This window comes from Massilia haematophila (genome assembly GCF_042647645.1).
Classification (GTDB): domain Bacteria; phylum Pseudomonadota; class Gammaproteobacteria; order Burkholderiales; family Burkholderiaceae_D; genus Telluria; species Telluria haematophila.
Map to the genome: position 1 here is coordinate 1,928,525 of NZ_JBHRVV010000001.1, position 22,374 is coordinate 1,950,898.

At 67.6% G+C, this 22,374-nt stretch carries 19 protein-coding genes; 9 read left to right on the forward strand and 10 right to left on the reverse strand.

Features of this window, described 5'->3' with window-relative positions:
• Positions 1 to 3 precede the first annotated feature (3 nt).
• From ACFOPH_RS08590 to ACFOPH_RS08605, 4 genes are all read right to left on the reverse strand, one after another.
• The gene (locus tag ACFOPH_RS08590) at positions 4 to 810 is read right to left on the reverse strand and encodes an MlaE family ABC transporter permease (RefSeq protein ID WP_379734774.1); all 807 of its coding nucleotides are present in this window, start codon (positions 808 to 810) and stop codon (positions 4 to 6) included.
• A gap of 180 nt (positions 811 to 990) precedes the next feature.
• The gene (locus ACFOPH_RS08595; RefSeq protein ID WP_312552975.1) at positions 991 to 3,228 is read right to left on the reverse strand and encodes a RelA/SpoT family protein; all 2,238 of its coding nucleotides are present in this window, start codon (positions 3,226 to 3,228) and stop codon (positions 991 to 993) included.
• Between the two features lie 3 nt (positions 3,229 to 3,231).
• The gene (locus ACFOPH_RS08600) at positions 3,232 to 3,582 is read right to left on the reverse strand and encodes a RidA family protein (RefSeq protein WP_312552977.1); all 351 of its coding nucleotides are present in this window, start codon (positions 3,580 to 3,582) and stop codon (positions 3,232 to 3,234) included.
• Positions 3,583 to 3,608: 26 nt separating this feature from the next.
• Complete coding sequence (locus ACFOPH_RS08605; protein ID WP_312552980.1) at positions 3,609 to 4,499, reverse strand: alpha/beta fold hydrolase; 891 nt, start codon at positions 4,497 to 4,499, stop codon at positions 3,609 to 3,611.
• A 137-nt stretch (positions 4,500 to 4,636) separates the two neighbouring features.
• Here ACFOPH_RS08605 and ACFOPH_RS08610 point away from each other — a divergent pair, with 137 nt between their 5' ends.
• Complete coding sequence (locus ACFOPH_RS08610) at positions 4,637 to 5,419, forward strand: 3-hydroxybutyrate dehydrogenase (protein WP_379734776.1); 783 nt, start codon at positions 4,637 to 4,639, stop codon at positions 5,417 to 5,419.
• 297 nt (positions 5,420 to 5,716) lie between these two features.
• Positions 5,717 to 6,355 (forward strand): CatA-like O-acetyltransferase, encoded by a 639-nt coding sequence (locus ACFOPH_RS08615; RefSeq protein WP_379734778.1) that lies wholly within the window; start codon positions 5,717 to 5,719, stop codon positions 6,353 to 6,355.
• Here the strand turns inward: ACFOPH_RS08615 and ACFOPH_RS08620 are convergent.
• Positions 6,345 to 7,862, reverse strand: coding sequence for a tetratricopeptide repeat protein (locus ACFOPH_RS08620; RefSeq protein WP_379734780.1), 1,518 nt, complete (start codon positions 7,860 to 7,862; stop codon positions 6,345 to 6,347). The genes ACFOPH_RS08615 and ACFOPH_RS08620 overlap by 11 nt on opposite strands.
• Positions 7,863 to 8,003: 141 nt before the next feature.
• On the opposite strand from ACFOPH_RS08620, the gene ACFOPH_RS08625 reads away from it, so the two are divergent.
• From ACFOPH_RS08625 to ACFOPH_RS08640, 4 genes are all read left to right on the forward strand, one after another.
• Positions 8,004 to 9,308: a metal-dependent hydrolase family protein gene (locus tag ACFOPH_RS08625; protein ID WP_312553589.1), complete on the forward strand. Its 1,305-nt coding sequence runs from the start codon at positions 8,004 to 8,006 to the stop codon at positions 9,306 to 9,308.
• A 503-nt stretch (positions 9,309 to 9,811) separates the two neighbouring features.
• Complete coding sequence (locus ACFOPH_RS08630; protein ID WP_312553588.1) at positions 9,812 to 11,113, forward strand: dicarboxylate/amino acid:cation symporter; 1,302 nt, start codon at positions 9,812 to 9,814, stop codon at positions 11,111 to 11,113.
• A 149-nt stretch (positions 11,114 to 11,262) separates the two neighbouring features.
• Positions 11,263 to 12,090 carry an acyl-CoA thioesterase gene (locus tag ACFOPH_RS08635; RefSeq protein WP_312553586.1) on the forward strand — a complete coding sequence of 276 codons (828 nt, stop codon included), beginning with the start codon at positions 11,263 to 11,265 and terminating at the stop codon, positions 12,088 to 12,090.
• A 202-nt stretch (positions 12,091 to 12,292) separates the two neighbouring features.
• Positions 12,293 to 13,519, forward strand: coding sequence for a choice-of-anchor Q domain-containing protein (locus ACFOPH_RS08640; protein WP_379734783.1), 1,227 nt, complete (start codon positions 12,293 to 12,295; stop codon positions 13,517 to 13,519).
• Positions 13,520 to 13,740: 221 nt separating this feature from the next.
• On the opposite strand, the gene paoC is transcribed toward ACFOPH_RS08640, so the two are convergent.
• From paoC to paoA, 3 genes are read right to left on the reverse strand one after another with little or no spacing between them, the layout of a single operon-like run.
• On the reverse strand, positions 13,741 to 15,942 hold the full coding sequence (gene paoC / locus ACFOPH_RS08645) for an aldehyde oxidoreductase molybdenum-binding subunit PaoC (protein ID WP_312552848.1): 2,202 nt from the start codon (positions 15,940 to 15,942) through the stop codon (positions 13,741 to 13,743).
• 2 nt (positions 15,943 to 15,944) lie between these two features.
• A complete protein-coding gene (locus tag ACFOPH_RS08650) occupies positions 15,945 to 16,898 on the reverse strand; it encodes an FAD binding domain-containing protein (protein WP_312552850.1) in 954 nt (317 codons plus the stop codon).
• Complete coding sequence (gene paoA / locus ACFOPH_RS08655; protein WP_312552853.1) at positions 16,895 to 17,566, reverse strand: aldehyde dehydrogenase iron-sulfur subunit PaoA; 672 nt, start codon at positions 17,564 to 17,566, stop codon at positions 16,895 to 16,897. Before paoA ends, ACFOPH_RS08650 begins: the two co-directional genes overlap by 4 nt.
• A gap of 244 nt (positions 17,567 to 17,810) precedes the next feature.
• Between paoA and ACFOPH_RS08660 the strand changes: the two genes are divergently transcribed.
• Positions 17,811 to 19,112, forward strand: a complete 1,302-nt coding sequence (locus tag ACFOPH_RS08660; RefSeq protein ID WP_379737888.1) for an amidohydrolase — start codon at positions 17,811 to 17,813, stop codon at positions 19,110 to 19,112.
• Positions 19,113 to 19,115: 3 nt separating this feature from the next.
• Here the strand turns inward: ACFOPH_RS08660 and ACFOPH_RS08665 are convergent, their stop codons facing one another.
• Entirely contained in the window at positions 19,116 to 19,820 is a 705-nt protein-coding gene (locus ACFOPH_RS08665) for an SIMPL domain-containing protein (protein ID WP_312552855.1), read from the reverse strand.
• A 156-nt stretch (positions 19,821 to 19,976) separates the two neighbouring features.
• Between ACFOPH_RS08665 and ACFOPH_RS08670 the strand changes: the two genes are divergently transcribed.
• Both ACFOPH_RS08670 and ACFOPH_RS08675 read left to right on the forward strand, forming a co-directional pair.
• Complete coding sequence (locus tag ACFOPH_RS08670) at positions 19,977 to 20,360, forward strand: BlaI/MecI/CopY family transcriptional regulator (protein ID WP_312552858.1); 384 nt, start codon at positions 19,977 to 19,979, stop codon at positions 20,358 to 20,360.
• The gene (locus tag ACFOPH_RS08675) at positions 20,357 to 21,643 is read left to right on the forward strand and encodes a TonB family protein (RefSeq protein WP_379734786.1); all 1,287 of its coding nucleotides are present in this window, start codon (positions 20,357 to 20,359) and stop codon (positions 21,641 to 21,643) included. The genes ACFOPH_RS08670 and ACFOPH_RS08675 overlap by 4 nt, the downstream gene beginning before the upstream one ends.
• A 71-nt stretch (positions 21,644 to 21,714) precedes the next feature.
• On the opposite strand, the gene ACFOPH_RS08680 is transcribed toward ACFOPH_RS08675, so the two are convergent.
• The gene (locus ACFOPH_RS08680; RefSeq protein ID WP_312551431.1) at positions 21,715 to 22,365 is read right to left on the reverse strand and encodes a 3-oxoacid CoA-transferase subunit B; all 651 of its coding nucleotides are present in this window, start codon (positions 22,363 to 22,365) and stop codon (positions 21,715 to 21,717) included.
• Between the last annotated feature and the right edge of the window lie 9 nt (positions 22,366 to 22,374).

A 22,374-nucleotide genomic window follows, 5' to 3' on the forward strand; every position in this document is an offset into this window, starting at 1 on the left:
GTATCAGATGTATTTGATGGCGAGCGAGGCGCCCTCGATCAGCAGCAGCACGAACAGCAGGCGCAGCGCGCCCGGCTGCACGCTCGAGGCGAGTCGGCGCGGGTAGCGCTGCAGTTCCAGGATGGCGGCGGTCGGGATCACCGCCACCGCGAGGCCGAACAGCACCGTCTTGAGCACGAAGCCGGTAGTGACGACGGGATCGAACACGCGGCCGACGGTGCGGGTGTAGTCCGGCAGGCCCCAGGGCGACAGGCCATAGACGTTCAGGTAGGCCAGCACCAGCACGATGGTGGAGCTGACCATCGCCAGACTCAGTACCGAGAAGGCGTTGGCGAACAGTTGCGGCACCAGGTCGCGCCGGAGGCGGCGCAGCGCCTCGGCGTTGATGTCGGCCGTGGGCAGGCCGGCGCGCGCCAGGCCCAGGGCCGTGGCGTCGAAGGCCATGCCGGCGCGCAGCGCCGCGAACAGCGCGGCCGACAGCGGAATCAGTTCCAGCACCAGCACCCGCACCACCATCTCGAGCGCGTAGCGCGACAGGCCGTAGCTCAGCGCCGTCACCAGCACGATGCGGATGATGACCAGGCTGATCAGGGCCGAGAGCAGCGTGAACCAGGGCAGCACCTGCCAGGTGCCGGCATGGATGTAGCGCGCGGTGGCGTGGCGGGTGGCGCGGCTGTAGGTCGAGGGCGAGAGGGCCGTGACCAGGGCGATGGCGCCGAGGTGGAACATGTACCACCAGCTGCGCAGGTAGCGGACGAAGGCGTGGCCCCAGAGGCTGGGCCTGGTGCCGAGGTGGAGGGTGCGGCGCATCGTCATATGATACGGTTTTGATGGGCGGGTGCGGCGGTTTGTATCATGTCATGGCGTGGGCGCGATGCCGCGATGGCGTTCGGTGGTACGCCCGCCTGCGCGGCAGTCGACGGATCACACGTTCGCGTGGGCACGGAGTGCCTACGCCGGCCGCGCCCACCCTACGGAAGCGCGTCGCCATCATTGGCGACGCGCTTCCTGCACGCCCGACACCTCGGCGATCGCCGCCAGCGCCTTCTGCAGCTGGCTGGTCGAGCCGATTTCGGCGGTGAAGACCATGCGCGCCTGGCCTTTCGCGCTTTGCGTGTTGACGCCGGTGACGTTGATCTTCTCGCGCGAGAACACCTCGGAAATGTCGCGCAGCAGGCCCTGGCGGTCGCCGGCGAGGATGAAGATGTCGACCGGATAGACCGTGTCGGACAGCGCCGCGCCCCATTCGGTCTGGATCACCCGCTCGGGCGCCTTGGCGCGCATCTCGGCGAAATTCTTGCAGGTCAGGCGGTGGATCGAGACGCCCTTGCCGCGCGTGACGAAGCCGACGATGGGGTCCGGCGGCGCCGGCTTGCAGCACCTGGCCAGCATCGTCATCAGGCCCTCGGTGCCGACCACCAGCACGCCGGACTTGGCGCCCTGCTCCACGCTCGAGGCGCGGCTCTTGTTGACCACCGCCGCGTCTTCCAGCGGCGGCGCTTCGACCGTTTCGTGCAGCGCCGCTTCCACGTGGCGCAGGCTGAATTTTTCCTTGCCGACCGCGATGAACAACTCGTCGACCTTGGCGAAACCGAGCTTGTGCGCCAGCGCTTCCAGGTTGACCGCGGTCTTGCCCTCGCGCTGCAGGGACTTTTCGACCAGCGCCCGGCCCTGGGCCAGGGTCTCGGCCAGGTCCAGCGCATGGAACCAGGCGCGGATCTTCGAGCGCGTGCGGCTGCTCACCGCATAGCCCGGGCTGAGCCAGTCGCGCGAGGGTCCGGCGCTGCCGGCCGGGCCCTTGGCGGTGATGATCTCGCAGGTCTGGCCGTTCCTCAGCGGGGTGTTCAACGGCACCATCGCGCCGTCGATCTTGGCGCCGCGGCAGCGGTGGCCGACCTCGCTGTGCAGGTGGTAGGCGAAGTCGATCGGCGTCGCGCCCACCGGCAGCTCCAGCACCCGCGCCTGCGGCGTGAGCACGAAGATGCGGTCGTCGAGCGTCGTCGCCTTGAGTTTCTCAACCCACTCCTTCTGCACGTCCTCGCCCGCCACCGCGTCGGCGACGTCGCTCTTCCAGGCCAGCAGCTGGCGCAGCCAGGCGATCTTTTCGTCGTACTTCTCGCCCTTGAAGGTCGAGCCGCCGGTTTCCTTGTAGCGCCAGTGGGCGGCGATCCCGTACTCGGCGAAGTTGTGCATCTCCTGGGTGCGGATCTGCACTTCCAGCGGCCGGCCGTCCTCGGCGGTGACGACCGTGTGCAGCGACTGGTAGCCGTTCGGCTTCGGACGCGAGATGTAGTCGTCGAACTCCTTCGGGATCGGGGTCCAGATGTTGTGCACCAGGCCCAGCACCGTGTAGCAGGCCTTGATGTCGGCGACGATGACGCGGAAGGCGCGCACGTCGTAGAGCTCGGAGAAATCGAGGTCCTTGCCGCGCATCTTGCTCCAGATGCTGTAGATGTGCTTCGGCCGTCCGCTGACGTCGGCCTTGATGCCGGCCGCCTGCAGTTCGCCCTGCAGGCGCTCGATCGCGGACTGCACGAAGCCTTCGCGCGCCATGCGCTTTTCTTCCAGCATCTTGGCGATGCGCTTGTAGGTTTCCGGCTGCAGGAAGCGGAAGGACAGGTCTTCCAGCTCCCATTTCAGCTGCCAGATCCCGAGGCGGTTGGCCAGCGGCGCGTACAGGTCCATCACCTCGCGCCCGTAGTCGCGGGTGACATCGTCGAAGCGCTTCTGCTCGGCGAAATAACGCAGCATGGTCACGCACGAGGACAGGCGCACCAGCACCACGCGCATGTCGGACGCCATCGCCAGCAGCATCTTGCGCAGGGTCTCGATGTGGGCGGCCGCTTCCTGGGCCGCGTTCTTGCCGCGCCCGACCGCCGGCTGGCCGAGGGTCAGGTCGCGCAGGCGGATCAGCTGCTGGACGCCGCGCACCTGGGTCGCCACCTCGGCGCCGAACAGCTGCTCGAGCTTCTCGACCAGCTCCGGCTCGAACAGGGCGAGCTCGAACAGCAGGCCGGCGATGCGCGTTTCGACGTCGCTGCGCAGGTAAGCCAGGGTGCCGGCCACCCCGAGCGAGAACTCGAAGGCGTTCTGGCCCGAGGCGATGACGCGTTCGCCATAGGCGGCAGCGGCATAATCGAGCGCGTGCTGCACGCGCGCGCATTCCTCGGGACTGAGACCCTGGATCAGCTGGGTGGTGGCGTCGCCGAGCGCGGCGGTGGATACCATTGCCTAGCGCAGCGCGGCGGTGACGACGATCTCCACCAGGCAGGCCGGATTGGCCAGCTTCGATTCGACGGTGGCGCGCGGCGGCGTGTGGCCCTGGGCCACCCATTCGTCGTAGACCGCGTTCATGCCGGCGAAGTGGGCCATGTCGGAGATGTAGATCTGGCACATCAGGATGCAGGTCTTGTCGCTGCCGGCTTCCATCAGCAGGCGGTCGACGTGGCCCAGCACTTCGCGGGTTTGGCCCTCGATGTCCTGGGTCGTGTCTTCGGCGATCTGGCCGGCCAGGTAGACGGTGCCGTTGTGGATGGCGGTTTCGGAGAGGCGCTTGCCTACGTGGTGACGTTTGATTTCCATGGTCTCTTTCTAAAACGAAGGGCTGGTCAGCCCAGTAAAAATTCGCGTGCGATCGCGATCTGGTCGGGATGGACGAAGGTCGGCGCATGGCCGACACCCGGGATCTCGACCAGCTTCGGGTGCGGCCCGCGCGTGGTCATCTCCTGCGCGGTCTCGCGCGAGAGCAAATCCGACAGCGCGCCGCGCACCAGCAGCGTCGGGCAGCGGATGGCGTCAAAAGCGCGCCACAGCGCGGCCTGGTCGCGCCCGGCCCGCTCATCGGTGATGGCGCGGAAGCTCTCGGCCAGCGCCAGGTCGTAATGGCGCACCCACTCGCCGTTCGGCGCCTGGCGCAGCACGTCGCGCGCCAGCTTGTTCCATTCGTCGTCCGAGTGCGGTCCGAACGAGGTCGAGACTTCTTTCACGAAGCGCGCCCCGGCCTCGAAGTCCGGGAAGCGCAGGTCCTGGCCGATGTAGTCGGCGATGCGGCGCATCGCGCCCTGGTCCAGCACCGGGCCGATGTCGTTGAGCACCAGCTTGTCGATCGGCGTGCCCGGCATCGCGGCCAGCACCATGCCGATCAGGCCGCCCATCGAGGTGCCGAACCAGTCGACGCGGCCCGCTTCGCTGTTTGCGGTGACGCGGGCGATCAGCGTCACCATGTCGGCCACGTACTGCGGCACCGCGTACAGCCGCGGGTCGCGCAGGCGCTCCGAGCGGCCGCGGCCGGCGACGTCGGGGCAGACCACCCGGTATTGGTCGCACAGGGCGCGCGCCAGGTCGTCGAAATCGTCGCCGACCCGGGTCACGCCGTGCACGCAGACCAGCACGCGTGGATTCGCGGGATCGCCCCACTCCTTGTAGGCGATGCGGTGCAGGCCGGCCGGCGAGCTGCACTGCACGCTTTTCACTCTCGCTTCGTTCCGTCCCTGCGCCATCGCCTGCTCCATCCTGACAATATTGTCTGCCTCTACCGCCGTCGCCAACATTTTAGCTGGCAGTGCGATTAGAATTCTACCAATTCTGAGGAGACACCCCGATTCCAACACTTACGGAGGGAACAATGAAATCAAGCATGTTATCCGGTAAAACGGCACTCGTGACCGGCTCCACCTCCGGCATCGGCCTGGGGATCGCACGCGCGCTGGCCGAACAGGGAGCAAACATCGTCTTCAACGGCTTCGGCGACGCCCAGCAGATCGAGAAACTGCGCATCGACGTCGGCGACGCCTACGGGGTCCAGACCGCCTACCACAACGCCGACATGTCGAAGCCGGACGAGATCGAGGCGATGATGGCCTTCGCCAGCGCCAAGTTCGGCGGCGTCGACATCCTGATCAACAACGCCGGCATCCAGCACGTGGCCAACGTGGAGGATTTCCCGGCCGAGAAATGGGACGCGATCATCGCGATCAACTTGAGTTCCGCCTTCCACACCACGCGCCTGGCCCTGCCCGGCATGCGCCAGAAGAACTGGGGCCGCATCATCAATTTGGCCTCGGTCCACGGCCTGGTCGGTTCGGCCGGCAAGTCGGCCTATGTCGCCGCCAAGCACGGCCTGGTCGGCTTGACCAAGGTGACTGCGCTGGAAAACGCCCAGACCGGCATCACCTGCAACGCCATCTGCCCGGGCTGGGTCCTGACCCCGCTGGTGCAGAAGCAGGTCGACGACCGCGCCGCGCGCGAGGGCCTGTCGAACGACGAGGCGCGCCGCGCCCTGCTGCTCGAGAAACAGCCTTCGGGCGAATTCGTCACGCCCGACGAACTGGGCGCGCTGGCGGTGTTCTTCTGCTCGCCGGCCGGCGCCCAGGTGCGCGGCGTGGCATGGAACATGGACGGGGGCTGGGCGGCGCAGTAATCTTGTCGTAGGGTGGGCACCTGTGCCCACGCGGCCTGACCGGTTGATCGGAGGCGAATGTGAGCGTAGCCGACGGCGCTTGTATTCAACCGATGAGACAGCGTGGACACAGGTGTCCACCCTACAACCTGCTGTTTATGTAGGGTGGGTTCTTGAACCCACGCGGTCTGGCCGATGGATCAGAGGCGAACACAAACCTGGCCAATGCCGCGTATCCGCAAGCGATGATCCAGCGTGGGTTCGAGAACCCACCCTACGTGCGACAATCCTGCCTTTTCAGTCACTGGCAGGATCTGCATGCAGCATTTTGAACGGCGGCGCGACCGCTTCGACCTCTTCGACCGCATGGACAGCCCGGCGGTCAACCTCAGCTTCACGCTGGACCTGCCGGACTTGCGGCCCTGGTGCAAGGAACAAAAGCTCGGTCCCTTCCACGTCCTGCTGTGCGCCGTGCTGCGCGCGGTGCTGGCGATCCCGAGCTTCCGCTACCGCGTCTTCGAAGGCGAGGTCATCGAGATCGACCGCCTGATGCCCTCCTTTACGGTCACCAACCAGCACCACGACCTGAATTTCGCCCTGTTCGACTGGTCCGACGACCTGCGCGAATTCGTCGCCCGCAGCGTGGCCGCGCGCGACGAGGCAAGCACGATGCAGGCGCTGAACAACAAGTACGCCGCCCTCTCGCCGCGCCAGGTCAAGGACCAGGTCTTCATCACCTGCATTCCCTGGCTCGATTTCACGGCGATCCAGCACCCGGCCGCCACGCTCGGCGCGCCCGACATCCCTTCGCTGGCCTGGGGCCGCTTCAAGGACGGTCCCGGCGGCCGCCTGGCGCTACCGTTCTCGGTCCAGGCCCATCACGGCTTCGTCGACGGCTACCACATCCACCTGCTCGCGCAGCGCATCGCGGCCGAGCTCGACGGCCTCATGCAATAGGCGCGCGCAGGACGGCGACCTGGCCGACGATGGCCGCGCCGTTCTCGCTGCGCAGCGGCGCCGCGTCCAGCAGCAGGATCTCGAAGCCCTGCGCCGCCGCCAGCGCGCGCAGGTAGGCGCTCGCGTGGGCGTAGCGGTTCGAGGCCTGCAGCACGAAAGCATCCCCGTCGCAGGTCTCGGTCGAGAAACAGAACACGCCGCCCGGCCGCAGCGCGGCGCGCACCTGGGCGAACAGCGCGGCCAGCTCGCCGAAGTAGACGAAGACGTCGGCCGCGACCACCAGGTCGTAGGCGTCGCGGCAATCGTCCAGGAAGGCCGTGATGTCGGCGCAGGCCAGGCGGTCGTACAGGCCGGCCTCGCGCGCCTTGTCCAGCATGCGTTCGGACAGGTCGACACCAAGCAGGCTGCGCGCCCGCGGACGCAGGAAAGGCGCGCACAGGCCGGTGCCGCAACCGAGATCGAGCACGTCGCCGTCCGCCGCCACGCCGGCACGCACCAGCGCCGCGTCGATGGCCTGCGGGGTGCGGTAGTCGAGCACCTCGGTCAGGTGCTGGTCGAAGTGGCCGGCGTACTGGTCGAACAGGGCCTTCACGTAGTCCTGCGGCGCGCGCTCCGGCGCCTGGCCCTCGCCCAGTGCGGCGAGCGCGAAGGCGATGCGGCCGACATCGGCGGAATCGGCGGAATCGACGCCCTGGGCCGCGAGCAGGCGCTGCGCCGCCCGGTACTCCGCGACCGCGTCGACCCGCCGCCCCAGCGCCGCCAGGGTCGCGGCGCGCTGCTCGCGCGTGCCCGCGTGCTGCGGACGCAGGGCCAGTGCGCGGTCGTGGGCGCGCAGGGCCTCGTCGAAACGCTGCATCCGGTGCAGGGCCATGGCGCGGCCCGCATGGGCTTCGGCCAGCGTGTCGTCGAGAGCGAGCGCATGCTCGTAGCTGTCGAGCGCGTCGCGCAGGCGGCGCAGCAGGTAGAGGGCATTCGCGCGCACGCACAGCGCCTGGGCATGACGCGGCTGGCCGGCCAGGGCCTGCTCGGCGCCGGCCAGCGCGGCCGCGGGCTCGCCCAGGTCGAGCAGCGTCGCCGCCCGGTTGCAGGCCGCTTCCGGATAGCGCGGCTGCAGCGCCAGCGCGCGTTCGTAGCTGTCGATGGCCTCACGCGGCCGCCCGAGCCGGCGCAGGGCGTTGCCGCGGTTGGCCCAGGCCATCGCGTAGCGCGGGTTGAGGCGCAGCGCCGCGTCGTAGCTGGCCAGCGCCTCCTCGCCGCGCCCGAGGTCGTGCAGCGCGGCGCCCAGGTTGCAATGGGCGTTGGCCTGGTCGGGCTTGAGCGCGAGCGCCTGTTCGATCAACGTCACCGCACGCGCCGCATCGCCCTGCTGGCGCGCGATCACGCCGAGCAGGTGCAGGGCGTCGAACTGGCGCGGCGCCAGGCGCAGCACCTCGCCGTACAGTTGTGCGGCCTGCTGGAGCCGGCCTTGCTGGTGGAGCGCGACCGCCTGCTGCAACAGCGGCGTCACGTTGGGTGTTCCTGCCTGATTCATGCGGGATGTGTTCTATGTGTTCTTTAACGCGCGAAGCCGCAAGGATACCGCAAGCACTGGACGCAAAGGCAGCCTCGTCCATTATGATTACATCTTCACAAGCTTCGGAAGAATGCCATGCCTCGCTGGACCAGCACACTCGCGTTCGCCACCCTTGCCGTGCTTGCCGTTGCCGCCCATGCGGTCCAGGCGGTCCACGCCGCCGAGCCGCGCAGCATCCTCCTGACGGCCGACCGGGTCTGGACCGGCGACGGCCAGGCGCGCGCCGGCTGGGCGGTGCTGGTGGAGAACGGCCGCATCAAGGAAGTCGGCCCGGCCGACCGCGTGAGCGCCCCTGCCGACGCCGAGCGCATCGCCCTGCCCGGCAAGACCCTGATCCCGGGCCTGATCGACCTGCATTCGCACGTGCTGCTCCATCCCTACAACGAGACCACCTGGGACGACCAGGTGATCAAGGAGCAGGTCGAGTTCCGCACCCTCCTCGCCGGCAAGCATGCCAGGGAGACGCTGCAGGCCGGCTTCACCACCCTGCGCGACCTCGGCACCGAAGGCGCGAACTATGCCGACGTCGGCGTCAAGCGCGCCATCGAACAGGGGGTGATCGAGGGTCCGCGCCTGCTGATCGCCACCAAGGCCATCGTCGCCAGCTTCAGCTACGGCCCGGCCGAGCGCAGCTACCGGCCCGACATGGAGATTCCCTACGGCGCCCAGGAAGCGACCGGCGTCGACGAAGTGACGAAAGCCGTGCGCGAGCAGGCCTCGCACGGCGCCGACTGGATCAAGTTCTATGCCGACTACCGCACCGGCGTGGACGGCAGCAGCCGCCCGACCTTCACGCTGGAAGAGATGAAGGCGATGGTAGCCGCGGCCCACGTCACGGGACGCAAGGTGGCGGCCCACGCCAGCACCGACGAAGCGATCCGCATGGCGGTGCTGGCCGGCGTCGACACCATCGAGCACGGCTACGGCGCCAGCGAAGCGACCCTGCGCCTGATGAAGGAGCGCGGCACCGCCTACATCCCGACCCTGACGGCGCCTGAGGCGATCGGCGAATACTTCCAGAAGCACGTGCGCGGCGGTGCGCCGACGCCCTCGATGAAGGAAGCGGCGCGCGCCTTTGCGCTGGCGCGCAAGCTCGGCGTCTTGATCGGCAACGGCAGCGACGTCGGCGTGTTCGCCCACGGGACCAATGCGCGCGAGCTGGAGTGGATGGTGCGCCTGGGGATGACGCCTGTGGAGGCACTGCGTGCGGCGACCTCGGTGGCGGCCGACATCCTCGGCAAGGGCAAGGAGCTCGGCCGCCTGGCGCCCGGCGCGCTGGCGGACGTGGTCGCGGTCGAGGGCGATCCGACGGCGGACATCGGCGCGCTGCGCCAGGTCGGGCTGGTGATGAAGGGCGGGACGATCTACCGCCGCCCGTAACGGTGGGTTCGAGAACCCACCCTACGCCACCAGTGATGCACTTGTAGGGTGGACTCCCGAGTCCACGCCGTCTTTCGTGTCGATGCGTTCCCGGCCGCTTGCAAGCAGTTCGACACGCAAGCGCCGTACCGCGTGGACTCGGGAGTCCACCCTACCAACCCCGGCACGCGATACCACTTGCCTCCGCTCAGCCCGTAGGGTGGGTTCTCGAACCCACCGTGCTTTCGTGCGTCGCGAGCCCGATGGATGGCGATGCAGCGACACGCACGCGCCGTACGCCGTGGGTTCGAGAACCCACCCTACGGAACCGCGAACTCAAATACGCACTCTAACAGTGCACCGCGGCACCATCATTTGTCATGTCGATTCTTGATACCTGCCATCAATACGGTAATCACGAATCGCTATGACGGCCATTCACGGACATGCGGATATCCACAATATCCACGCCTGTGGGTTTTTGTGATGATGTCTTCACCATCAACCTCTCGTGAAGAGTTGTCATGAAAAAGCCATTCTATAAAATCCTGTATGTACAGGTGCTGTTCGCCATCGTGTTGGGCGTACTGCTCGGCGTGTTCTACCCCGAGCTGGGCACCAAGATGAAACCGCTGGGAGACGGTTTCATCAAACTGATCAAGATGATCATCGCTCCGGTGATCTTCTGTACCGTCGTCGCCGGTATCGCCGGCATGCAGGACATGAAGAAGGTCGGCCGCGTCGGCGGCAAGGCCCTGCTCTACTTCGAAGTCGTGTCCACCTTCGCCCTGGTTATCGGCCTGGTCGTGGCCAACATCGCCAAGCCGGGCGCCGGCTTCAACGTCGACGTCGCCCACCTCGACACCAAGTCGATCGCCCAGTACACCGAAAAGGCTCAGCACCAGAGCACGGTGGACTTCATCATGAACATCATCCCCAACACCTTCGTCGATGCCTTCGCCAAGGGCGACATCCTGCAGGTGCTCCTGATCGCGATCCTGTTCGGCACAGCGCTGTCGATCCTCGGCGAGCGCGGCCGCGCGACGACCCGCATCATCGAGGACTTCTCGCACGCCATCTTCGGCGTGGTGAACATCGTCATGAAGCTGGCCCCGATCGGCGCCTTCGGCGCGATGGCCTTCACGATCGGCAAGTACGGCCTGGCCTCGCTGATCCCGCTGGCCAAGCTGATGGGTTCGTTCTACCTGACCTGCGCCCTGTTCGTCTTCGTCGTCCTCGGCTTCATCGCCAAGATGACCGGCTTCTCGATCTTCAAGTTCATCTCCTACATCAAGGAAGAACTGCTGATCGTGCTGGGCACCAGCTCGTCGGAATCGGCGCTGCCGGCCCTGATGCGCAAGCTCGAAAAGCTGGGCTGCTCGAAGTCGGTGGTGGGCCTGGTGGTCCCGACCGGTTACTCGTTCAACCTGGACGGCACCAACATCTACATGACCATGGCCGCCCTGTTCGTTGCCCAGGCAACCAACACCGAGCTGACCCTGACCCAGGAGCTGACCATCCTGGCGGTGGCGATGCTGACCTCGAAAGGCGCTTCGGGCATCACCGGCGCCGGTTTCATCACCCTGGCGGCAACGCTGGCCGTGGTGCCGACCATCCCGGTGGCCGGCATGGCGCTGATCCTCGGCATCGACCGCTTCATGAGCGAATGCCGCGCCCTGACCAACTTCGTCGGCAACGGCGTGGCCTCGGTGGTGGTGTCGAAGTGGGAAAACGAGCTGGACAAGGAGCGCATGCACGCCGTGCTGTCGGGCACCTACGTCGACGACGACGCCAAGGGCCTGCAGCCGGTGCGCGAAGCCGCCTGATCCACGCTCTTCGCAGCAAAAAACCGCGCCTCGGCGCGGTTTTTTTACGTCCCGAATTTTTCCCGAACGCGTCCCGCTCCGGCACTCCCGCCCGGGCAATGCTAAGATCGCTTGCTGGAAAGACAAGCACGAATAAAGGGGACAGCGACATGAATGCACACGGCAACGACAGCAGCACCCGGCACGTCTTCGACACCGCCATCGCCCTGACGGGCGAGGACGGCACGGCCCTGCAGGGCCAGACCCATCCCGACTACGGCAACATGGTCGGCCCCTTCGGCGGCGTGATCGCGGCGACGCTGATGAACGCGGTGATGCGCCATCCGCAGCGCCTGGGCGACCCGGTATCCCAGACCGTCCACTTCGCCGCGCCGATCGCCGATGGCGGCTTTTCGGTGCAGGCGCGCATCATGCGCACCAACCGCACGACCCAGCACTGGCAGGTCGAACTGCTGCAGCAAGGCGAAGTGGCGGCGTTTGCCACCTTCGTCACCGCCGTGCGCCGCGAGACCTGGTCCGCCCTCGACGCCGCCTTCCCGGAAGTGCCGCCGCCCGTCAGCATCGAACCGGCCGCGCCGATCGCCCGCGCCGCCTGGACCGCGCGCTACGAGATGCGCTTCGTCGACGGCGCCCCGCTGGTCGCGCACGCACACACCGACAGTTCCCAGACCCGCCTCTGGATCCGCGACACGCCCGGCCGGCCGCTCGATTTCCTGTCGCTGGCGGCGATGTGCGACGCCTTCTACCCGCGCATTTTCGTGCGCCGTCCAAAGTGGGTGCCGATCGGTACGGTCGCGCTGACCACCTACTTCCACGCCGACGCCGGCCAGCTGGCAGCCCTGGGCAGCGCGCCGCTGCTGGGCGTGGCGCGCGCGCTGCGCTTCGGCAACGGCTTCTTCGACCAGAGCGCCGAAATGTGGAGCGAACAGGGCGAGCTGCTGGCCACCAGTCACCAGGTCGTCTATTTCAAGGAATAGCGCGGCGGCCCGGCGGCAAGCTGGCGCGGATGCGCTGCGACGGATGGCGCCGGCCGCCCAGCCCGATGGGTTGATTTGCTCTATAGAAATTGTATGTACGCATTGATAATGCGCGGAAATTTTCCCTCAAAACTGTTGAACTAAGGAAGTTTCCACCCCTCAAAGCTTACTCTTTCACGCTATTTAGCAAGGGTAAGTTTTGATGACATTCGCTTCTGTTGCAACCGCTCGTATCCACCACGTCCTGGCCGCCAGCATCATGCTCGCCTTTGCCGGCGCTGCCTCGGCCCAGACCGCCAAGACGCTCGTCGAGCCAGCCTTCGATTCCCCGGCCGCCAGCAGCGCGCCGACCGTCGCCGCCGCCGCCGTGCTGCCTACCGCCACCACCGTCACCGGCCACCTGTACGTGTCCCCGACCGGCTCCGACTCGAACCCGGGCACGCAAGCCAAGCCCGTAAAGACCATTGCCCGCGCCGACGCGCTGGCGAAAGCCGGCTACGTGATCCACGTGGCGCCGGGCACCTACAACGTCGCCGCGCCCTCGACCGGCAGCGCCGGCATCCGCACGACCAAGAGCGGCACCGCCACCGCCCGCATCAGGTTCGTGTCCGACGTCAAGTGGGGTGCGAAGATCGTCTTCTCGGGCACCGGCATGGGCTGGAACTCGAAAGGCGCCTATGTCGACATCGAAGGCTTCGACATCACCGGCAGCGGCCGTATCGGCATCCTGGCCGAGGGCGGCAAGGAACGCATCGCGAACAACTTCGTCCACGACCTGAAGGTCAGCGGCGGCTGCAACGGCGGCGGCGGCGCGGCGATCGACGCCTGGGGTCCGGGCGGCGGCGCGGTGATCGATTCGAACGTCGTGCGCAACATCGGCGCGCAATGGGTCGCGGCGCAAAGCTGCAACACCGTGCAGGGCATCTACCTGACCAACCAGAACAACGTCGTCTCGAACAACATCATCTCGGGCGTGGCTTCGGTGGGCATCAACAGCTGGCACGGCGCGACGTCGAACATCTACGTCAACAACACCATTTTCGGCAACAAGATGGGTATCGTGATCGGCCACGGCGACAGCGGCGCGACCTCGGCCGGCACCAGCAACAACTACGTGGCCAACAACATCGTCTACCGCAATGCCTACGGCATCACGGAGATGGGCACGGTCGGCAAGAACAACCGCTACGCCAACAACCTGGTGTTCAATACCGGCCGCGCCTGGCTGGTGAAGGGCACTGTCAGCGCCACCGTCGCGGCCGAACCGCAGTTCGTGAACTACCAGGCCAACGGCACCGGTGACTATCGCCTGAAGAGCACCTCGCCGGCCGTCAACAAGGGCAGCGCGACCTCGGCCCCGGCGCTCGACTTCGCTGGTGTCGCCCGTCCGCGCGGCGGCGCCCACGACATCGGCGCTTACGAGTTCTAAGCCGGCAGGCTAACGGAACGAAGCCCCGCAGGCTGTACGCCTTGCGGGGCTCTTTTCGTTTACGGCAGGATGCCGTGCTGGCCGACGTTGCAGGACGTAGGGTGGGCGCCCCGTGCCCACGCGTGAAGTCTGCGTCGTGTTGGCATTCATGAAGCGCCGCGTCTGCTCATCGTTTACGCGTGGGCACAGGGCGCCCACCCTACGCTCGCAACATCGCGACATCACGCGCGCAACGGCATCTTGCTCAGCAGCTTGTCCAGCGTGATCGGATAATCCCGGATCCGCACCCCGGTCGCGTTGTAGATCGCATTCGCCACCGCCGCGCCGACGCCGCAGATGCCCAGTTCGCCCACGCCCTTGGCCTTCATCGGCGAGGATACCGGGTCGGTCTCGTCGAGGAAGACCACTTCCTGGTGCGGGATGTCGGCGTGCACCGGCACTTCGTAGCCGGCCAGGTCGTGGTTCACGAAGAAGCCGCGCCGCTTGTCGACCACCAGGTCCTCCATCAGCGCCGCGCCCACGCCCATGGTCATCGCGCCGATCACCTGGCTGCGCGCCGACTTCGGGTTCAGGATGCGCCCGGCCGCGCACACCGCCAGCATGCGCCGCACCCGCACCTCGCAGGTGTCGACGTCGACGCCGACCTCCACGAAGTGGGCGCCGAAGGTCGACTGCTGGAACTTCTTGTCGAGGTCGCCGTACTCCATGGTGTCCTCGCCGACAATCTCGCCGCCCTGGGCCACCTGGGCCAGCGGCACCGAACGGCCGCCCGCGCGCACCGCGCCGTCGACGAATTCGGCCGTGGCCACGTCCAGCCCGGCCCTGGCCGCGATCGCCTCGCGCAGCTTGACGCAGGCGGCATAGACGCCGGCGGTGGAGCTGTTCCCGCCCCACTGCCCGCCCGAGCCGGCGGACACCGGGAAGGTCGAGTCGCCCAGCTTCACCGCCACGCGCTCGAGCGGCAGGCCCATCATCTCGGCCGCGGTCTGGGCGATGATGGTGTAGCTGCCGGTGCCGATGTCGGTCATGTCGGTTTCGACCGTCACGCTGCCATTGCGTTCGAGGCGCACGCGCGCCGCCGACTTCATGACCATGTTGTTGCGGAAGGCCGAGGCCACGCCCAGGCCGACCAGCCAGCGGCCGTCGCGCACCTGGCCCGGCTGGGCATTGCGCTTGTTCCAGCCGAAGCGCTCGGCGCCCTGGCGCATGCACTCGACGAAACGCCGCTGCGAGAACTTGCGGCCCGGCTTCTCGGGGTCGCTGGTGGTGTCGTTGACGATGCGGAAGGTGACCGGGTCCATCTTCAGTTTTTCCGCCATCTCGTCGATCGCGATCTCGAGCGCCATCATGCCCGGCGCCTCGCCCGGCGCGCGCATCGCGTTCGCCTCGGGCAGGTCGAGCACGGCCAGGTTCAGGCGCGTCAGGCGATGCTCGCCCGCGTACAGCAAGCGCGTCTGCTGCACGGCGGTCTCGGGCTGGCCGCCCGGCAGGTCGCCGGACCAGCTTTCGTGGGCGATCGCGGTAATGCGGCCCTCGCGGGTGGCGCCGATGCGGATGCGCTGGATGGTCGCCGGCCGGTGCGTGGTGTTGTTGAACATCACGGCGCGGGTCAGGTTCACCTTCACCGGCCGCTGCGCCGCGCGCGCGCCGAGCGCCGCCAGCAGCGCCTCGGCGCGCAGGAACAGCTTGCCGCCGAAGCCGCCGCCGATGTAGGGCGAGATCAGGCGCACGTTCTCGACCGGGATGCCGAGCGTCTTGGCCATGTCCTGGGTGCCCCAGTGGATCATCTGGTTCGAGGTCCACAGCGTGAGCTTGCCGTCGTTCCAGGCGGCGACCGAGGCGTGCGGCTCCATCATCGCGTGCGACTGGTCCGGCGTGGTATAGGTGGCGTCCAGCTTCACCGGGGCGCCGGCGAAACCGGCGGCGAAGTTGCCGTGTTTCGTTTCCGGCTTGTCGTCGGTCTTCGGCAGCCTGGCGCTCTTCTTCGCGCGCTCGAGGTCGTACTCCCCTTTCTGCTCGACGTATCTGACCTTCACCAGCGGCGCGGCGGCGCGCGCCTGCTCGAAGGTCTGGGCAACCACCACGGCCACGGCCTGGTGGTAGTGCTCGACCTCGGGCCCGGCCAGCAGCTTCGCGGTGTTGTACTTGCCCTTGCCGAGCTGGCCGGCGTTCTGGTACGTGACGATCGCGAGCACGCCCGGCGAGCGGCGCGCGGCCTCGACGTCGATCGAGGCAATGCGCCCCTTGGCGATGGTGGCGCCGACCACGTAGCCGTAGGCGGCGTCGGGCACGGTCTCGTGCTGCTCGTAGGCGTAGCGCGCGGTGCCGGTGGTCTTGAAGGGGCCGTCGATGCGGTCGACCGGTTGGCCGACGACCTTCAGCTGGTCGATCGGATTGGTGGTGGCGGGTGTCGTGAATTTCATGGTCAGGCTTTCCTTCCTTCAGCCAGCACGGCGGCGAGCGTACGCTCGACCAGGGGAACCTTGAACGCGTTCTGGTCGGTGGGTTTCGCGCCGGCCAGCAGGCGCTCGACCACGGCATGCGCGCCGCCCGGCATGGCGCTTTCCGCGGCCGGGACGCGCCAGGGCTTGTGGGCGACGCCGCCCAGCGCCACGCGGCCGCTGCCGTCCGGCAGCACCACGGCCGCCACCGACACCAGCGCGAACGCATACGAGGCGCGGTCGCGCACCTTGCGGTAGAAATGCCGTCCGCCGAGCGGCGCCGGCAGCGTCACGGCGGTGATCAGCTCGCCGGCCGCGAGGGTGTTCTCGATGTGCGGGGTATTCCCGGGCAGACGATAGAAGTCGGCGATCGGGATCACGCGCGTGCTGCCGTCGCCGCGCACGGTCTCGACGCCGGCGTCGAGCAGCTGCATCGCCACCGCCATGTCGCTCGGGTGGGTCGCGATGCAGGCCTCGCTGTGGCCGACGATCGCATGGTTGCGATTGTAGCCGCCGATGGCCGAGCAGCCGCTGCCCGGCACGCGCTTGTTGCAGGCTTGCGCGGTGTCGTAGAAATACGGGCAGCGCGTGCGCTGCAGCAGGTTGCCGGCGGTGGTTGCCTTGTTGCGCAGCTGGGCCGATGCGCCGGCCAGCAGGGCACGCGAGAGCACGCCGTAGTCGCGCCGCACCCGGGCGTCGCCCGCCAGGTCGACGTTCAGCACCTGGGCGCCGATGCGCAGCCCGCCCTGGGGCGTGGCCTCGATCCGGTCCAGGCCGAGGTGGTTCACGTCGATCAGGTGCGGGGGCGTTTCGATCTCGAGCTTCATCAGGTCGAGCAGGTTGGTGCCGCCGGCGACGAAGCGCGAACCCGGCGTGCGCTCGGCGGCCAGCGCCGCCTCGGCCGGCGTGCGGGCGCGCTGGTAGGTGAATGCCTTCATGCCTTGCCTCCTGTGCTGGCACCGGCGACCTCGGAAATCGCCTCGATGATGTTGGAGTAGGCGCCGCAGCGGCAGATGTTGCCGCTCATGCGTTCGCGGATCTCGTCGACCGACAGCAGCGGCTTCTGGTTCAGGTCGGCCGTCACGTGGCTCGGCAGGCCCTTGCGGATCTCGTCCAGCACCGACACCGCCGAACAGATCTGCCCCGGCGTGCAGTAACCGCACTGGTAGCCGTCGTGTTTCACGAAGGCCGCCTGCATCGGATGCAGCTTGCCGGGCTGGCCCAGGCCCTCGATGGTGGTGACCTCGCCGCCGTCATGCATCACGGCCAGGCTGAGGCAGGAATTGATGCGGCGGCCGTCGGCGATCACGGTGCAGGCGCCGCACTGGCCCTGGTCGCAGCCCTTCTTGGTGCCGCTCAGGTGCAGGTGCTCGCGCAGGGCGTCGAGCAGCGTGGTGCGGGTGTCCAGGTTCAGCTCGTGGACCTGGCCGTTGACGCGCAGCCTGACTGTGGAGGCCACCGGCGGCGTGGCGGGCGCCGTCGCGTTATTGGCTGCGACAGGCGCCTGGGCAGCGGCGCCGAGCGGCACCGCCGCGGCCGTGGCCGCCAGCGCGCCGGTCTTCAGCAGGCCGCGCCGGGAAATTTTCGCTTCGATGGGATCGTCCATGGTTTGGTCTTTCCGGGAATATGTGTCTGTTGGGCCACGCCGTGCCCATATGGCAGCGCAGCAGGTCGACTTATAGTAAATGCATTTTTCCGATGACGCGGCACGGTAGACTCCGCACACGACGGCAAGAATTCGGCGCGGGGACGATGTATCATTTTAGAAACTCAGCCCTCGCGTTCCCCACCTTTTACCGAAGGAAGCCGCCTTGAAGATCCGCCTGCGCCACACCGCCCCGCTTGCCGCCATGAGCGCCCTGTCCCTGCTCGCCCCGAGTGCCCAGGCACAGGTCCAGGCCCAGCAGCCCGCCCCGCTGAAGACCCAGGTCGCCGCCAGCGTGAACGCCAGCTACCCCTGGCTCGACGGCATCTACAAGGACCTGCACGCCCATCCCGAACTGGCCTTCCAGGAAGTGCGCACCGCCGGCAAGCTGGCGGCGGAGATGCGCAAGCTCGGCTTCACGGTGACGGAAAAAGTCGGCAAGACCGGCCTCGTCGCGATCTACAAGAATGGCCCCGGCCCGACCGTGATGGTGCGCACCGAGCTCGACGGCCTGCCGATGGAGGAAAAATCCGGCCTGCCCTGGGCCAGCCGCGCGAAAGCGACGAGCGACGGCCGCGAGAGCTTCACCGCGCACAGCTGCGGCCACGACATCCACATGTCGGCCTGGCTGGGCACCGCCCGCACGCTGCTGGACATGAAGTCGCAGTGGAGCGGCACCCTGATGTTCGTCGCCCAGCCGGCCGAGGAAACGGTGTCCGGGGCAAAAGCGATGCTGGCCGACGGCCTGTTCACCCGTTTCGCCAAGCCCGACTATGCGTTTGCCCTGCACTCCTGGCCGCTGGCGCACGGCACGGTCGGCTACAACGCGGGCGCGGTATCCTCGAACTCGGACGCGATCGAGATCGTGTTCAAGGGCCGCGGCGGCCACGGCTCGGCGCCCGACCAGGCGATCGACCCGATCGCGATCGCGGCGCGTTTTGTCGTCGACGTCCAGACCGTGGTCAGCCGCGAGAAGGACCCGAAGGAATTCGGCGTGGTGACGATCGGCGCGATCAATGGCGGCACGGTCGGCAACATCATCCCCGACAGCGTGCAGGTGCGCGGCACTATCCGCTCCTACAGCCCGCAGGTGCGCGCGAAGCTGCTTGACGGCGTCAAGCGCATCGCCGTGGCCTCGGCCGCGATGGCGAATGCGCCTGCGCCCCAGGTCGAGCTGATCCCGGGCGGCGCGACGATCGTCAACAGCGAGGCGCTGGTGCAGAAGCTCGAACCCGTGTTCAAGGATGCCTTCGGCGCGGACAAGGCCCAGCGCATGCCCGCCATGACCGCCAGCGAGGACTTCTCCCAGTTCGTCAACCAGGGCATCCCCTCGGTGTTCTTCTTCACCGGCGTGTACGACCCGAAGGACGTGGCGGAAGCGGCGCGCGAAGGCGGCAAGCCGGTCGCCTTCAACCACTCGCCCTTCTACGCGCCGGTGCCGGAACCGTCGATCAAGACCGCGGCCCAGGCGATGAGCCTCGCCGTGCTGAACGTACTCAAACGATAGCGCTCATTCGAGTTTGAAAACGACGTCGACCGGCTGCACCAGCTTCAGCGCCTCGACGGCCAGGTACTCGCTCGCCTCGACCCGCGCCGCGCTGCCGCGGCGCTCCATGAAGTCGGCGCGCAGCAGGCCGATGCTGTAGCCGACGTTCTTCACCCCGCCAGGCGTCACGGCGGTGACGGGGCCCAGCTTGCGGCGCGCGCCCTTGGCGATCAGTTCGGCGCGGCGGCGCGCGTCGCGCAAGGCATTCGTCATCAGTTCGGCCTCGACCTGCTCGCGCTCGCTGGTGTCGAAGGAGGTCGCGAAGCTGTTCAGGTTCGGCATGCCGAGCAGCGGCGCCACCACCGCGCGCCACTTCGACAGGTCGCGCATGTTCACGCGCACGCTGCTGCGCACTTCGTACACCGGCGCCTCGACCGGCACACCCTTGCGCAACTCCTTGCGCACGTCGCGCGTTTCCAGGTCGTCCAGCGGGACGCCCTGCCCCTCCAGCAGCGCGCGGATCTCGGCAATCCTGGTCTCGACCGTGCCGCGCGCCAGCGCCGGGTCGGCGTCGGCCGCCAGGATCTCGAAATCGATCGCGCCGATATCCGGCATGCGGTAGACCGATGCGTCGGCGCTCACGTGCACGAAGGGGTAGGACGGCAAGGGCGAGGCCTGGGCGGCGGGCAGGGCCGCGATCGCGGCGGCGATGGCGAATTGCTTCAGCATGAAGTCTCCTCTAGGCATTGGAAGTCCGAGCATAGGCGAATCTAGACAGAATTGTCTATTATATTTTTACTCGTCTCATCCCGCACACGAATTAAGTAGACAATCGTTTCTAGACAAGCTATTCTGGTTTTCAGCAAGCTTGCCAAGGAAACCATCATGCCCAGCACACCCGACATCCCGAAGCCGACCGCGGCCGAACTCGATCTCCTGCAGGTACTGTGGCCGCTCGGCGCGGCCACCGCGCGCCAGGTGCACGAGGCGATGCAGAAGCACCGTCCCGAGGTCACCTATGCCACCGTGCTGCGGCTGATGCAGATCATGCACGGCAAGGGCATCCTGATCCGCGACGAGAGCGAACGTTCCCACGTCTACGCGCCGGCCCAGCCCCAGGATTCGCTGCAGACCAACCTCCTGAAAGACCTGATGCAGCGCGCCTTCGCCGGCTCCGCCAAGGCCCTGGTCATGGCCGCGCTCAAGAGCGGGATCTCGAAGAAGGAGCGCGCCGAGATCGAGAAGCTGCTGAAGGAGGAAGACAAATGACGGCCCAGGCTTTCGTCGCCCAGCTCGGCTGGGTGCTGGTCGACTTCCTCTGGCAGGGCGCCCTGGTCGGCTGCGCCACGGCGCTGTTGCTGACGGCGCTGAGGAATGCGCGCGCCGAAGCGCGCTACCTGGTCGCCTGCGGCGGCCTGCTGCTGTGCCTGCTCTGGCCGGCCACGGCCCTGGTGCTGCGCCTGGCCGGCGACGACGCGGCCACGACGAGCGCCGCCCTGCTCCTCGGCCAATGGCTGGCCGACGGCGGCGCGGCCCAGGCGGGCGGCTGGAGCGGCCTGTTGCAGGGCAGCCTGTCGTGGATCGTCGGCGCCTGGGCCTGCTGCGCCGCCCTGCTGGGCCTGCGCATGGTCTTCGGACTGCTGTGGGTCAGGCAGGCCGCGCGCGGGCACGGCACCGATGCGCACTGGCAGGCGCGCGTTGCCGGCATGGCGCGCGGCTTCGGCATCGCGCGCCAGGTCGGGCTGCGCGTGGTCGAGGACCTGGCCAGCCCGGTTACGGCCGGCTGGCTCAGGCCGGTGGTGCTGGTGCCGGCCGCGCTGGTGACGGGCATGCCGGCGCATCTGCTCGAAGCGCTGCTGGCGCACGAACTGGCGCACGTCAGGCGCTGCGACTACCTGGTCAACCTGGTCCAGAGCGCGATCGAAACCCTGCTCTTCTACCACCCGGCTGTGTGGTGGATCTCGCACCGTATCCGCGTCGAACGCGAACACATCGCGGACGACCTGGCCGCAAGCGCACTGGGCGAACCACGCCGCCTCGCGCTGGCGCTTTCCGAACTGGAGAAGCTCCAGTTTTCCCACCACCACCTGGCCCAGGCGGCCAACGGAGGAGATCTCATGCAACGCATCAAACGACTGGTACGTCCCGACACCGAGGCCCTGAACTGGAAGGCCGCAATCCCCGTACTGGGCCTGGCCGTGGCCTGCATCGCCGGCTGCGCGCAGACGCCGGCCGCGGTCGATGAAAAGGGGCAGCAGGCGCAGGCCGCCGATGCCGTCGCGACCAAGCCGATTGCCCAGTTCCACAGCTGCGCCAAGCCGCACTATCCGGCCGAGGCCTTGGCCAAGCGCGTGGAAGGCACGGTCACGCTGCGCTTCAGGATCGAGCCCAACGGCAGCGTCTCCCAGTCGAGCGTGCTGAAGTCCAGCGGCGACGTGTCGCTCGATGAAGCGGCCCGCGTCGCGATCGCGAAGTGCACCTTTACTCCGGGGACCGTCAACGGCAAGCCGCAGGCGGCCTGGGTTCCGGTGCAGTACGTCTGGAAGCTCTGATCCCTCCGGGTCTCGGAATGACAAAGGGCGCTGGAAATCCAGCGCCCTTTTGTTTTACCGCCTGAAATGGATCAGACCGCCGACACGTCCAGCTCGGCGCCGGTGGCCGCCAGCACCTGTTCCTTGCTCACGCCCGGCGCCAGCTCGACCAGCTTGAGGCCGGTCTCGGTGACGTCGATCACGCCCAGGTCGGTGATGATGCGGTCGACCACGCCCACGCCGGTCAGCGGCAGGTCGCACTTCTTGAGGATCTTGTGGGAGGTGGAACCGTCCTTGGCGGTGGCGACGTGTTCCATCACCACGACCACGCGCTTGACGCCGGCCACCAGGTCCATCGCGCCGCCCATGCCCTTCACCATCTTGCCCGGGATCATCCAGTTGGCCAGGTCGCCGCGCTCGGAAACCTGCATCGCGCCCAGGATGGCGAGGTTGATCTTGCCGCCGCGGATCATGCCGAAGGAATCGGCCGAGCTGAAGTAGGCAGCGCCCGGCAGCGCGGTCACGGTCTGCTTGCCGGCGTTGATCAGGTCGGCGTCGACCTCTTCGTCCGTCGGGAAGGGGCCGATGCCGAGCAGGCCGTTCTCGGACTGCAGGAAGACCTCGATATCCTCCGGTACGTAGTTGGCGACCAGGGTCGGCAGGCCGATACCCAGGTTCACATAGAAGCCGTCCTGCAGCTCTTTCGCTGCGCGCGCGGCCATTTCATCACGAGTCCATGCCATGTTCTGTCT

Bases quoted from the DNA above. Each gene is read 5' to 3' on its own strand.
- ACFOPH_RS08605 (WP_312552980.1), bottom strand. From the start codon at position 4,499: ATGGCGCAGGGACGGAACGAAGCGAGAGTGAAAAGCGTGCAGTGCAGC.
- paoA (WP_312552853.1), bottom strand. From the start codon at position 17,566: ATGGACGATCCCATCGAAGCGAAAATTTCCCGGCGCGGCCTGCTGAAG.
- ACFOPH_RS08625 (WP_312553589.1), top strand. From the start codon at position 8,004: ATGCCTCGCTGGACCAGCACACTCGCGTTCGCCACCCTTGCCGTGCTT.
- ACFOPH_RS08595 (WP_312552975.1), bottom strand. From the start codon at position 3,228: ATGGTATCCACCGCCGCGCTCGGCGACGCCACCACCCAGCTGATCCAG.
- ACFOPH_RS08660 (WP_379737888.1), top strand. From the start codon at position 17,811: ATGAGCGCCCTGTCCCTGCTCGCCCCGAGTGCCCAGGCACAGGTCCAG.
- ACFOPH_RS08635 (WP_312553586.1), top strand. From the start codon at position 11,263: ATGAATGCACACGGCAACGACAGCAGCACCCGGCACGTCTTCGACACC.
- ACFOPH_RS08665 (WP_312552855.1), bottom strand. From the start codon at position 19,820: ATGCTGAAGCAATTCGCCATCGCCGCCGCGATCGCGGCCCTGCCCGCC.
- ACFOPH_RS08680 (WP_312551431.1), bottom strand. From the start codon at position 22,365: ATGGCATGGACTCGTGATGAAATGGCCGCGCGCGCAGCGAAAGAGCTG.
- ACFOPH_RS08650 (WP_312552850.1), bottom strand. From the start codon at position 16,898: ATGAAGGCATTCACCTACCAGCGCGCCCGCACGCCGGCCGAGGCGGCG.
- ACFOPH_RS08600 (WP_312552977.1), bottom strand. From the start codon at position 3,582: ATGGAAATCAAACGTCACCACGTAGGCAAGCGCCTCTCCGAAACCGCC.
- ACFOPH_RS08630 (WP_312553588.1), top strand. From the start codon at position 9,812: ATGAAAAAGCCATTCTATAAAATCCTGTATGTACAGGTGCTGTTCGCC.
- ACFOPH_RS08615 (WP_379734778.1), top strand. From the start codon at position 5,717: ATGCAGCATTTTGAACGGCGGCGCGACCGCTTCGACCTCTTCGACCGC.
- ACFOPH_RS08640 (WP_379734783.1), top strand. From the start codon at position 12,293: ATGACATTCGCTTCTGTTGCAACCGCTCGTATCCACCACGTCCTGGCC.
- paoC (WP_312552848.1), bottom strand. From the start codon at position 15,942: ATGAAATTCACGACACCCGCCACCACCAATCCGATCGACCAGCTGAAG.
- ACFOPH_RS08610 (WP_379734776.1), top strand. From the start codon at position 4,637: ATGTTATCCGGTAAAACGGCACTCGTGACCGGCTCCACCTCCGGCATC.
- ACFOPH_RS08590 (WP_379734774.1), bottom strand. From the start codon at position 810: ATGCGCCGCACCCTCCACCTCGGCACCAGGCCCAGCCTCTGGGGCCAC.
- ACFOPH_RS08675 (WP_379734786.1), top strand. From the start codon at position 20,357: ATGACGGCCCAGGCTTTCGTCGCCCAGCTCGGCTGGGTGCTGGTCGAC.
- ACFOPH_RS08670 (WP_312552858.1), top strand. From the start codon at position 19,977: ATGCCCAGCACACCCGACATCCCGAAGCCGACCGCGGCCGAACTCGAT.